This is a genomic window from Phytohabitans maris (genome assembly GCF_031085175.1).
Taxonomy (GTDB): Bacteria; Actinomycetota; Actinomycetes; order Mycobacteriales; family Micromonosporaceae; genus Phytohabitans; species Phytohabitans maris.
In genome coordinates this window covers 78972-90963 of record NZ_JAVHUY010000032.1, presented here as the reverse complement: position 1 = coordinate 90963, position 11992 = coordinate 78972, and the positions used below count along the sequence as shown (strand labels likewise).

Below are 11992 nucleotides of genomic sequence, written 5' to 3'. Positions count from 1 at the left end.
GACCGTCTTCGCGCCGTCGGGCCCGGACCGGCCGACGATGCAGAACTCCTCGACGGTCGCGCCGCCGCCGAGGACGACGCCTTCGGCGATCACGGCGAGGGGGCTAACGGTCACCGGCCTCCACCTTCACCTGGGCGCCGCCGGCCCGCAGCGAGGCGTCGACCGCCTCGAGCACGGCCACGACGTCGACCCCGTTCCACCCGTCGGTGCGCGGGCGGGTGCCGGTGTCGGCGCACTCCAGGAAGTGTCGCAGCTCCACGCCGAGCGGCTCGGCCTTTTCCAGCTCGGGCACGGTCACGACGCCGTCGCGCAGGCGGTACTGCCAGGCGCCGTACTCGTCTTCGAAGACCTTGTCGGCGCCCTTGTCGTAGACCCGCAGCTTGGCGTCGGCGTCCATGTCGTCGTACACGAGCATCTGCTTGCTGCCCACGACGGTGGTCCGGCGGGTCTTCGACGGGTCGAGCCAGCTCACGTGCATGTGGGCGAGCACGCCGCCGGGGTAACCGACGGTGACGAAAGCCACGTCCTCGACGTCCTTGTTGAGGTAGCGGGCGCCCTCGGCGGCGGCCCACTCGGGGCGCTGCCCGACCAGGTAGTTGGCGATCGAGACGTCGTGCGGGCCGATCGACCAGAACGCGTTGATGTCGCTCTGGATGCGCCCCAGGTTGAGCCGCTGCGAGTGCAGGTAGAGCAGGTCGCCGAAGGCGTCGCCGTCGACGAGCTCCTTCATCCTGCGCACGGCCGGCACGTACTCGAAGGTGTGCCCGACCATCAGCACCCGCTCGCGCTGGTCGGCGAGGCGGGCGAGCGCGACGGCGTCCGCACTGGAGAGCGCGAGCGGCTTTTCCACCAGGACGTGCTTGCCGGCCTCCAGCAGCCGCCGGGTGAGGGGCGCGTGCGTGGCCGCCGGGGTGGCGACGACGGCGAGGCCGACCTCCGGGTCGTCGAGCACGGCGGCCAGGTCGTCGGTGACGGTCACCTTCGGGTACAGCCCGGCCGCCTTGGCGCCCCGCTCGGGCGAGAGCTCGACCAGGTAGCGCCACCGGTCGCCGGCGTGGGTCTGCAGGTTGCGGGCCAGGTTGGGGCCCCAGTAGCCGAAGCCGACCAGTGCGACGGCATCACTCACGTTCTTCGGTCCTCTCGGGTGTCACTGAGCCTTCACGCTCCGCCGCTCGGCGCTCGGCCACCGTCGTGGTCGCTGCCCGTTGCCTCACGACTCCCGCTCGAGCCTGATCCCGACGACACTAGCGTGCCACGCTTCCACCACACCCAGGCCAGGCCCAGGATGGTGAAGAGCTGCGCCGGAAACAGCGGATCCTCCAGCGAGGGGGCCAGGCAGGCCACCAGCACCGCGAACATCATCGCCGCCGGCGCCCACCAGCCGAACGGATGCACCGCGCTACCGCGCCGCCACACCGCGCGCACGATCGGCGCGATGAGCAGGAAGAGCCAGACCAGGTAGGCGAGCGCGCCGAGCGTGCCGGTCTCCACCAGCAGGTGCAGCCAGAACGAGTCGACCTGCTTCTCGTTCGAGCCGTACAGGCGGAAACCCTCCGGGCCGAAGCGCGGGTCCTGGTACCAGAGCGGGTCGTGCTCGTACGCCACGATGCCGCCGAACTGGCCCACGCCGTACCCGAGTGCCGGCCGCTTGAGCCACAGCTCGACGCCCTGCTGGGTGTAGAGCACGCGGACCTCGCGCTCGGGGATCTTCTCCCGGTCCTCGCCGCAGTCGGTGCGGGTCTCGACGCAGGCGTCGTCGCCCTCGGCGCCGCTGGGCAGGTCGAAGGCGCTGGCCACGCCGGCGAGGCGGCGGGCCAGCTCGGCCCGGTTTTCCGGGCTGACGGCGAGCTGGGCGGCGGCGAAGCCGAGCACGATCGTGACGGAGATCGCGGCGGCGGCCCACTTGCCGCGGCGCAGGAAGCAGATCACCGCGACGCCGGCGACGAAGCCGAGCGTCGACTCGCGCGACTGGGTGGCCGAGAGCGCGACCGCCAGCAGCACGAACGCGACCCACCACCGCCAGTGGACCTTCGTCCGGGAGGCCATGTACGCGAAGATGCCGAGCATCGTGAGCGCGAGCAGGTGCCCGAGGTGGTTGGGGTGGTCGAGCAGCGCGTGCGCCCGGTTGATCCGGGCCCACGTCATGTTGATCCAGCCGAGGTTTTCGTAGCTGGTCGGGCCGGCGAGGGTCTGCCAGATCGCGATCAGCGCGTTGAGGCCGACGATCACGCCGACGACGGTCAGCACCCGCCGCACCGAGGTACGGCCGGGGTCGGCGGCCCGCCAGGCGTAGAAGACGATGACGCCGCGCAGGTACACCCAGCCGGCCTCGCCGATCAGCTGGAACGACGAGTCGCCGAACAGGCCGGCGAGCACCAGCACCACGCCGAGCACCACGAGCGCGACGTCCGCCGGGGTACGGAAGTCGCGCCATCGCCGGCCCACTGTGATCTTGACGAGGGCGAAGGCCAGGAGGAGGAAGTAGAGGCCGTTCTTGACGTCCTTCGGCCAGTCCGGCCCCTCGGCGAGCAGGTTGCCCTCGGCGTCCTCCACCGGGGTGGAGAGCAGCACCTGGATCCAGGTCTCGAAGAGCACCCAGATCAGGAGGGCCCCGAGCAGCACCACCAGGGCGAGGCCGAGCCAGCGGCTCAGGCGGCCCGTCAGGTCCGTGCGGGGTGCCGTGCCCTCCGCGAGCGTATCCGTCCGCGGTTGTGCAGAAAGCATCTGTGCCCCGTCATCCGTCCCGTTCCGTACCGCGCCGCGCGCCACTACACCCTCCGTCCCCAACGAGATGGTGAACCCCCGGCCACCTTAAGCCGTCCGACCGCGGAAGCGTCGCGCAGTAGGCGGATCTGACCGCGAAGCAGGAAAAAGCCCATGATCAGGGCGAACGCGGCAGCGGCGATACGGGTGCCCGGATTCAGCCACTGATCTGCGACGGACGCCGCGACGAGCACGAGAGCGACGAACCCGGCCGCTAACCCCACGGGGGCGACCCACGACATCCGGTGCAGGCGCCAGGCCGTGACGACCGGGCCGCCGGCGGTCACCGCGGTGCCGCACAGGTACCCGAGGCCGACGCCGGCCGCGCCGAGCGGGCCGCCGAGCGCGGCCACCACCGCGAGCCCGGTGATCAGTCCGGCGACCGCGGAGAACACCGGCACGCGCACGTGCGCCCCGCTGGAGAGGGCGTTCACGGCGGGCACGGCGACCACCGCCAGGTACGTGGCGGCGAGCATCAGCCGCAGCACCGGCGCGCCGGAGGCATACTCCGAGCCGCCGAAGAGGGTCAGGATCTCGGGCGCGACCAGCAGCGCGACGGCGAAGAGCGGGGCGAGCACGACCAGCAGCGCGCGGGTGGAGAGGTCGGCCTGGCGGCGCACGTCGGCCACGTCGCCGGCGCCGTGCGCGCGGGCCATCGAGGGGAACAGCACGATGCCGAGCGCGCGGGGCAGGAAGTACGCGGGCGCGATGAGCGTGACCGCGGCCGCGAAGTACGCGACCTCCTGGCGGGTGGCGAAGTGGTTGGCCAGCAGCTGGGTGCCCTGCAGGAAGCCCTGGGAGCAGAGCGTGCCGACGCAGGCCAGCACGACGAAGACGGCGATCTCGCGGGTGGGGGTGTACCGCTGCCTCGGGCCTTTCGCCAGCGGCCGCACCCGCCACCAGGCGCCGAGCGTGAAGAGCGTGTAACCCGCCGCGAGCGGGAGCAGGTAGACGGACCAGCCGGCGACCACCACCAGCGCCGTCGCCGCGAGGGCCAGGCCGGAGCAGGCCAGCTCCAGCCTGGTGTACGCGGGGACGAGCCCGAAGCCGTACAGCACCGACTTCTGCACCGAGTACGCGGAGAAGGCGCAGCACAGCGCCGCCACCTGGAGCGTGTCCACCCAGCCGAGGTCGAACACGGCGGCGGCACCGAGGGCCGCGCCGAGGCTGATCGGTACCGCCCCGGCCCAGCCGACCCGGACCAGCAGCCGGTGCACGCCCCGGGCCGCGGCGGCGTCCCCCCGGCCGTCCTCGAACGGGATGAACTTCGACGCCGCGCTCGCCACGCCGGCCGGCAGCAGCAGGCTCCCGATCGTGGTGATCGCGATGAGCGTGCCGACCAGGCCGTACGTCTTCTGGTCGGTGGCGCGGCTGACCATCGCGCCGTGCAGGAGCCGGGTCAGGCCGAGCGCGACGAGCCCCGCCATGGACAGCAGCCCCGCGCGGACGATCCCGGGGCGCGGCGGCTCTGTGCTCATCGGCGCTCGCTCCGCTCCCGCGGGCCGGTTCGGTCCATCGTCGGCGCTCTGCTCCGCGGACCGGACCTCTCCGACCCTCGGGGCTGTGCTCTCAACCACGCCTTGCGGTGAGGCGGTCGACGACCGCGAAGTAGTGCTTCTTCTGCTCGCTCCACCGCAGGCCGGCCATGACCTCGCTGGCCCGGGCGGCCTGCGCCATGGCCCGGTCGGGGTCGCCGGCCAGCTCGCGCATGGCCTCGTGCAGGGTGTCCGGGCTGGCCGGGTCGACGTAGCGGACCGTGTCGTCCGGGAAGTACCGCGAGATCACCGGGTTGCGGAACGTGATGACCGGGACGCCCAGCATCGCGTACTCCATCAGCTTGGTGGGGAGTACGCCGTCGGTCCACGGGTCGAGCTTGCTCGGTACGAGTCCGATGTGGACCTTTTCCAGCTCCTTGACGATCTCGGGCAGCGGGTAGAGCCTGGTCGGCAGGTCGACCGCGTCCGCGATGCCGAGCGCCTCGGCCCGGGCGCCGAGCTCCTCCAGGCCGTCGCCGCTCCCCCGCACCTGGAGCCGCGCGCCCGGGAAGTCGCCGCGCAGGCGGGCGAGCGCCTCGGTCGCCTCGACCAGGCCGTGGCGGGGCGCGACGAGGCCGTGGTAGCTGAACACGACCTCGCCGGCCGGGTCCCAGCGCAGCGGCTCGGGGCGGGGGGTGAAGAGGCGCTCGTCGGGGCAGTTCATGACCACGGAGACGGGGCGCCTGGTCCAGGCCCGGATCTCGTCCGCGTACGGCTCGTGCACGGTCAGCACCTCGTGCGCGAACCGGAACGACGCCTTCTCCGACGCGGTGATCGCGGTGAGCACCTTGCTCTTGCCGGCGAACTTCGACGCGAACAGCTTCGACGTCAGGTCGTGCACGTCGAGCAGCAACGGGGTGCCGAAGAGCCGGGGCACGACCGCGGCGAAGACCAGCGCCTCGGGCATCGAGTGGGCCTGCACCAGGTCGAACGCGCGGGGGCGGGTGCTCAGCCAGCGGGCGGCGCGGGCGCCGAAGCCGCCGTACAGCGAGAGGTACGCCTTCGCGGAGCTGCCCCGGTACTTGCGGGTGGGCAGGTGCACGACCTTCACCCCGTCGACCACGTCGACCTCGGGGCGGCCGGGCGCGGCGAGGGCGACGACGGTCACCTCGTCACCGCGGGCGGCGAGCGCCTCGGCCTGGCGGCGCACGCGCGGGTCCGACTCGTACTCGCTCACCACGATCATGCCGATCCGCAGTGGGCGGCCCGGGTCGCGCTTCGGGGGTGTGGCCTTCTCCGGCGCCGACAACGTCACGCGCCCGAGGATAGGTGCGGAGCGCTCGCCATTCCTCGGGCAGGGCCCCAGCACACCGATTCTTAACCTTTCGTTTACCTTACGTCCACCTTGCCCGGCCGCCTCCACCGCGGGCGTAGGCCGGCGCGAACGCGCTGTGACAAGCTGTCCGGCATGACGCTGCTCCTCGTGGACGCGCCGAGCCTCTACTTCCGGGCGTACTTCGGGATCCCCGAGTCCGCGGCGCGGGCCGCCGACGGCACCCCGGTCAACGCCGTCCGCGGGTTCCTCGACTTCCTCGCCACGCTGGTCCGCGGCCGCCACCCGGATCGCCTGGTGTGCGCGATGGACGCCGACTGGCGCCCGGCGTGGCGGGTGGAGCTGCTCCCGTCGTACAAGGCGCACCGGCTCGACGCCGGCGGGCTGCCCGGCGCGGAGATCGTGCCCGACACGCTGGTACCGCAGATCCCGCTGATCCTGGAGGTCCTGGAGGCGATCGGCATCCCGGCGGTCGAGGCCCCCGGCTACGAGGCCGACGACGTGCTCGGCACGCTCGCCACCACCCAGCCCGGCCCGGTCGAGGTGGCCTCCGGCGACCGCGACCTCTTCCAGCTCGTCGACGACGCCAAGCCGGTCCGGCTGCTGTACTGCGGTCGCGGCGTGGCCAAGCTCGAAGACTGCGACGACACCGCGGTGCGTGCCAAGTACGGCGTGCCGGCCGCCGCGTACGCCGACTTCGCCGCGCTCCGTGGCGATCCCAGCGACGGCCTGCCCGGCGTACCCGGCGTCGGCGAGAAGACCGCGGCCCGGCTGGTCACCCGCTACGGCGACCTGGACGGCATCCTGGCCGCCCTGGACGACCCGAAGGCCGGCTTCGCCGCCGGCCTGCGCGGCAAGCTGGCCGCCGCCCGCGACTATCTGGCGGTGGCGCCGAAGGTGGTCCGGGTCGCCCGCGACATCCCGATCCCCGACTTCGACACGAGCCTGCCCACCGCCCCCGCGGACGGCGACCGCCTGCTCGCCCTGGCCGAGAAGTGGAACCTCGCCGGCTCCTGCAAGCGCCTCGTCGACGCCCTCGCCCTCCCCCGCCGCTGATCTTGAGAACAGAGATCCGAGCTACCGCGACGCCCGCCGTGGTCCGGACCGTTGCGCGGGGTCCCCGGGGAAACGTGGAGCGCAGCGGAGCGTTTTCTTGGGGTGCGTTCCCGCGGCCTCACCCTCCGCGGTCGCACAACCCACCCCGGCCCGCCTCGCACGGCCAGCGCGGCGGGGCCACCCGCAACGCCGCCGCGGTGGGGCACGCACCGGGCAATGTCGCGGACATCGCCCACTCAGGCTGGCCGGTCCGACGCGGGGGCCGCTGCCGGCGGCGCGCGCGATGCCCGACCCCCGGCGGCCCTTGCCCGGAATGTCGCCGCAGATTCCTTGATCGACGGCGGCTCGACGGATCCGCCCTGTGATCGTGGTATTTGCGTGCCCCTGGAGGGGCAGCGAAGTACCACGATCTACCAACCTCGGCACCGATCATGGAGTCCGCCGGTCCCTGCCGGAGGCGGAGGCGGCGGGGGCCGGCGGGGCAGCGCCGCTCACGAGCGTGAGGCCGTTGACCGGCCCGGGCCCGGCCGCGATCAAAGGACGCCACCTCCAGCGGCGAACGCGGGGGCGAGGTCCGTGCGCCCCTTGATCGGCGTCGGGGGTCGGCTGGCCCGCGCGGATCGTGGTACCTGGCTGTGGCCAGAGGTACAGCCAGGAAGGTCATGGCTGCACAGTCGCCTGACCTTGATCAAATAGGTGAGTGGCATTGGGTCCGGACCGCCACGGGCGTCGCGGTAGCTCACAACGCCCGAAGGGCGCGCTACGGGCGGCGGGTGGGGAGGTTGGTGCGGCGGGCCGCCAGGCCGTGCGGGGACGGGGGCGGCTCGGGGGCGGGGGTGTTGCTCAGCCGGTCGGCGATGCGGGCGTCGAGGTAGGCGGCGCCGGCGCGGTCCTCCTCGTTCGGGGCGGCGAGCACGGCGTAGATGAGGGCGATGACCACCAGGATCACGGCCAGGATGATCGGGACCAGCAGGTTGGAGGCGGTGGCGCCGGACGGGTCGCCGGGGGTGGGGTGTTCGTGGGCGGACATGGCGGACATGCCGGTGAAGTGCATGCCGTTCACGGCGACGCCCATGACCAGGGCGGACGCGCCGATCGCCAGGGCGCCCTTGACGTTCACGACCAGCCAGAGCGCGACCGTCGCCGCGACCACGGCGATGGCGGTCGAGAGGGCGACGCGGGTGGTGTCGTAGTCGATCCGGGCTTCCACGCGCATCGCCGCCATGCCGGTGTAGTGCATCGCGGCCACCCCGAGGCCGGCGAAGAGGCCGCCGAGCAGGATCTTGACGATCGACGGGCGGCCCAGCGCGGCGATGAACAGGCCGACGCCGACGACCGCCACCGCGATCACCGCGCTCGCCGCGGTCAGCGCCACGTCGTACCGGATCTGGTGGCCGACCACCGAGAAGCCGAGCATGGCCATGAAGTGCATGCTCCAGATCGCGGTACCGCCGATCGCCCAGGCGGCGAGCATCAGCCACCAGGCGCGCTGCGCCGAGGTGGTCGCCTCGCGTACCCGCACCGCGCAGGTCAGGCCGAGCAGCGAGCCCAGCACCGAGAGCGCGTAGCTCAGCGTCGGCGTGATCCAGCCGTACTCGAAGTGATGTATCTCCACGGATCGTCCCCCCAGGCCGCCCCCACCAGCGGAAACGATCATTAAGAGACGATCGGCGTTCTACAACTGGACGGTCGGCCATACGCCTGACGGTGTCCGGGCGGCTACGTCACGGCGTTATACGCGAGCACTCCTCGGTTTACCGCGCCCATCGCGGAGCGGGCCGCCTCGCGGAGCTTGGGAGACGCGGAGGCGGCCTCGGCGACCTGGCCGAGCAGGTCGACCACCTGCCGGGCCCACCGCACGAAGTCGCCGGCCGGCATCTCGCCGTCCAGGTTGTGGCCGCTGGCCAGGACCTTCGCCAGGTCTTCACCGCGGGCCCAGCGGAAGATCGGCCACACGAAGCCGAGGTCGGGCTCGCGGGTCAGGTCGAGGCCGCGGGACGCCTCGTCGGCCTCCAGCTCGGCCCAGATCTTGACGGTGGCGTCGACCGCGTCCGAGACCGGCCCGCGCGGCACCGAGGCCCGCTCGTCGCCCTCGCGGCGGGCCTCGTACAGCACGACCGAGACGGCCGCCGCCAGCTCGGCCGCGGACAGGCCGTCCCACACGCCGCGGCGCAGGCACTCGGCGACCAGCAGGTCGGCCTCGGTCCAGATCCGGGCGAGCATGCGGCCGGCGTCGGTGACCTCGCCGTCGGGCGTCAGGTACCCGCGGTTGGTGAGCAGGTCGCAGACGTTGTCGAAGGTCCGCGCGAGCGAGCCGGTGCGCCCGGCCACCTTCTCCCGCAGCTGCTCGGTGTCGCGCCCCAGGCGGTGCCGCCGCTCGGCCCAGCGGGCGTGCTCCTCCCGTTCCGGGCAGGCGTGGCAGGGGTGCTGCCGCAGCTGGACCCGGAGCAGCGCCAGCTCGCGGTCCTCGCCGTCGCCGCCCTTGGACCGCGACCGCCGCCCGGCGTGCCGGTCCAGGCCCGTCGCCGTCACCTGCGCGGCCAGGTCGCGGCGCGCGGCGGGCGAGCGGTGGTTGAAATGCTTGGGTACCCGCACGCGGGCCAGCACCTCGGCCGGCGCGGTGAAGTCGGCCGGGGTGACCCGCCCGGCCCACCTGTCCTGGGTGAGCACCAGCGGCCGCGGCTCGCCGAAGCCGCCCACGCCCGGGTCGAGCACCACGGCCAGCCCGGAGCGGCGGCCGGACGGCACGCGCACGACGTCGCCGACCCGAAGCCGTTCGAGGGAGCGGACCGCCTCGGCGCGGCGCTGGCTGCTCCCCTGCCGGGCCAGGGCGCGCTCGCGGTCGGCGATCGCCACGCGCAGCGCGAAGTACTCGTCGAAGTCGCCGTGGTGGCAGCGCACCTCGTTGCCGTACGCCTCGATGGCCTGAAGGTTGCGCTGCACCTGGCGGGCCAGGCCGACCACCGAGCGGTCCGCCTGGAACTGGGCGAACGAGCTCTCCAGCAGCTCCCGGGCCGGCGCCGCGCCGACCGTGCCGACCAGGTTGGCGGCCATGTTGTACGACGGGCGGAAGCTGGAGCGCAGCGGGTACGTGCGGGTGGAGGCGAGCCCGGCCACGTGCCGCGGGTCGACCTCCGGCGCCCACACCACGACCGCGTGCCCCTCCACGTCGATGCCCCGGCGGCCGGCGCGGCCGGTGAGCTGCGTGTACTCCCCCGGCGTCAGGTCGACGTGCGCCTCGCCGTTGAACTTCACCAGCCGTTCCAGCACCACGCACCGGGCCGGCATGTTGATGCCCAGGGCGAGCGTCTCGGTGGCGAAGACGGCCTTGACCAGGCCGCGCACGAAGAGCTCCTCGACGACCTCCTTGAACGCCGGCAGCAGCCCCGCGTGGTGCGCGGCCAGCCCCCGCTCCAGCCCGTCGAGCCACTCCCAGTAGCCGAGGACCTGCAGGTCACCGCCGGGGATGGCGGCCATCCGGGCCTCGGCGACCCGGCGGATCTCGGCCCGCTCGTCCGGCGTGGTGAGGCGCAGCCCGGCGTGCAGGCACTGCTGCACGGCCGCGTCGCAGCCGGCCCGGCTGAAGATGAACAGGATCGCCGGCAGCAGCCCCTCCCGGTCGAGCCGCTCGACGATGTCGGCGCGCAGCGGACCCCGCCAGCGCCGCCCGCCGCGGCCGCCGCGCCCCGGGGAGTACCCGTCGGTCAGCTCCAGGCGGCGCAGCTGCTCGCGGGAGTAGCGCAGCAGCTCGGGGTGTACGTCGTGCTTGCGGGCCGCGTCGGCGTCGTGGAACAGGTCGAACATCCGCCGCCCGACCAGCATGTGCTGCCACAGCGGCACCGGGCGGTGCTCGCTGACCACGACGGCCGTCTCGCCGCGCACGGTGACCAGCCAGTCGGCGAACTCCTCCGCGTTGGAGACGGTCGCCGACAGGGAGACCAGCGTCACCGAGGCGGGCAGGTGGATGATCACCTCCTCCCACACGGCGCCGCGGAAGCGGTCGGCGAGGTAGTGCACCTCGTCCATCACCACGTACGCCAGTCCCTCCAAAGTGGACGAGCCGGCGTAGAGCATGTTGCGCAGCACCTCGGTGGTCATCACCACCACCGGCGCGTCGCCGTTGATGGCGTTGTCGCCGGTGAGCAGGCCGACCCGCTCCGCGCCGTAGCGTTCCACCAGGTCGTGGTACTTCTGGTTGGAGAGCGCCTTGATCGGCGTGGTGTAGAAGCACTTGCGCCGCAGGTCGGGCGTGGAGAGGGCCAGGTGCACGGCGAACTCGCCGACCACGGTCTTTCCCGCCCCGGTGGGAGCGCAGACGAGTACGCCGCTGCCCCGCTCGAGCGCCTCGCACGCCTCCCGCTGGAAGTCGTCGAGATCGAATCCGAGGTCGAGGGCGAAGTCCTCGAGTGCCGGGAAACCTGCGGCCTCATCGGCCCGGCGGCGCGCCGCGGCGTACCGCTCGGCGGGGCTGCTCATGCCCATAATTTATCTTGCCTGTACACCGACATTCAGGTCGCGCCACGTTCCGGGGTCGGCGGCGTCCGGCCTGACCTGGATCCGCGGCGAGCATTGCGCGGGTCGGCTTACGGGACCAACCGGGCGACTCGGTAGGGTCACGGACGTGCCGGACCAGACCGCCCTCCCCGACTCCCGACCCACCCGCTCGCCGCTGGAGGCGGTGCTGTTCGACTTCCACGGCACGCTCGCGCAGGTGGAGGACCCGGTCGAATGGGTGGTCGCGGCGGCGCAGGAGTGCGGAGTCGCGCTCGACCGGGGGCGGGCCACCGTACTTGCCGACCGGCTGGTCACCGCCGGGCGCGCGGGCGGGCCGCTGCCGCACCGGGTCCCGCCCCACCTGGCCGAGGCGTTCGCCGAGCGCGACCTGTACGAGCACGCGCACCGCGCCGCGTACACCGGGCTGGCGGCGACCGTGGCCGCGGGGGTGGACGGGTTCGAGGAGGCCCTCTACGAGCGGCTGCTCCGCCCCGAGGGCTGGGTGCTCTACGCCGACACGGCCGGCACGCTGATAGCGCTCAAGGAGGCCGGCGTACCGGTGGCGGTGGTGAGCAACGTCGGGTTCGACATCCGGCCGCTCTTCGACGCCTGGGGCTTCGCCGGCCTGGTCGACGCCTACGTACTGTCGTACGAGGTGGGGCGGACCAAACCCGACCCGGCGATCTTCCTGCGGGCGTGCGGCGCGCTGGGCGTGGAGCCGGAGCGCGCCCTGATGGTCGGCGACACGCCGGCGGACGCGGGCGCGGTCCGCGCCGGCCTGGCCGCCCTCGTCCTCCCCGCGGCCGACCCCGGCAAGTCGAACGGCCTCGCCGCCGTCCTCGACCTCACGACGCCGTAGCGCGTCCCCGGG

At 73.1% G+C, this 11992-nt stretch carries 8 protein-coding genes; 2 read left to right on the top strand and 6 right to left on the bottom strand.

Annotated elements, in window-relative coordinates; all coding sequences use genetic code 11:
• Positions 1-103: 103 nt before the first annotated feature.
• The 4 genes from RB614_RS29380 to RB614_RS29365 form a co-directional block, all read right to left on the bottom strand.
• Complete coding sequence (locus RB614_RS29380) at positions 104-1126, bottom strand: Gfo/Idh/MocA family protein (protein ID WP_308715914.1); 1023 nt, start codon at positions 1124-1126, stop codon at positions 104-106.
• 32 nt (positions 1127-1158) lie between these two features.
• Positions 1159-2724 carry an O-antigen ligase family protein gene (locus RB614_RS29375; RefSeq protein ID WP_308715913.1) on the bottom strand — a complete coding sequence of 522 codons (1566 nt, stop codon included), beginning with the start codon at positions 2722-2724 and terminating at the stop codon, positions 1159-1161.
• Positions 2725-2768: 44 nt separating this feature from the next.
• Positions 2769-4241: a lipopolysaccharide biosynthesis protein gene (locus RB614_RS29370; protein ID WP_308715912.1), complete on the bottom strand. Its 1473-nt coding sequence runs from the start codon at positions 4239-4241 to the stop codon at positions 2769-2771.
• Positions 4242-4332: 91 nt separating this feature from the next.
• Positions 4333-5553: a glycosyltransferase gene (locus RB614_RS29365; protein WP_308715911.1), complete on the bottom strand. Its 1221-nt coding sequence runs from the start codon at positions 5551-5553 to the stop codon at positions 4333-4335.
• A gap of 153 nt (positions 5554-5706) precedes the next feature.
• Here RB614_RS29365 and RB614_RS29360 point away from each other — a divergent pair, with 153 nt between their 5' ends.
• Positions 5707-6627 carry a 5'-3' exonuclease gene (locus RB614_RS29360; protein ID WP_308715910.1) on the top strand — a complete coding sequence of 307 codons (921 nt, stop codon included), beginning with the start codon at positions 5707-5709 and terminating at the stop codon, positions 6625-6627.
• A gap of 760 nt (positions 6628-7387) precedes the next feature.
• On the opposite strand, the gene RB614_RS29355 is transcribed toward RB614_RS29360, so the two are convergent.
• Positions 7388-8242 carry an MHYT domain-containing protein gene (locus RB614_RS29355; RefSeq protein ID WP_308715909.1) on the bottom strand — a complete coding sequence of 285 codons (855 nt, stop codon included), beginning with the start codon at positions 8240-8242 and terminating at the stop codon, positions 7388-7390.
• 104 nt (positions 8243-8346) lie between these two features.
• The gene (locus RB614_RS29350; protein WP_308715908.1) at positions 8347-11103 is read right to left on the bottom strand and encodes a DEAD/DEAH box helicase; all 2757 of its coding nucleotides are present in this window, start codon (positions 11101-11103) and stop codon (positions 8347-8349) included.
• Between the two features lie 145 nt (positions 11104-11248).
• Here RB614_RS29350 and RB614_RS29345 point away from each other — a divergent pair, with 145 nt between their 5' ends.
• Positions 11249-11980 carry an HAD family hydrolase gene (locus RB614_RS29345; protein WP_308715907.1) on the top strand — a complete coding sequence of 244 codons (732 nt, stop codon included), beginning with the start codon at positions 11249-11251 and terminating at the stop codon, positions 11978-11980.
• Positions 11981-11992 lie beyond the last annotated feature (12 nt).

Coding starts and splice junctions, on each gene's coding strand:
- RB614_RS29375 (WP_308715913.1), bottom strand. CDS start 2,724: ATGCTTTCTGCACAACCGCGGACGGATACGCTCGCGGAGGGCACGGCA.
- RB614_RS29370 (WP_308715912.1), bottom strand. CDS start 4,241: ATGAGCACAGAGCCGCCGCGCCCCGGGATCGTCCGCGCGGGGCTGCTG.
- RB614_RS29360 (WP_308715910.1), top strand. CDS start 5,707: ATGACGCTGCTCCTCGTGGACGCGCCGAGCCTCTACTTCCGGGCGTAC.
- RB614_RS29350 (WP_308715908.1), bottom strand. CDS start 11,103: ATGAGCAGCCCCGCCGAGCGGTACGCCGCGGCGCGCCGCCGGGCCGAT.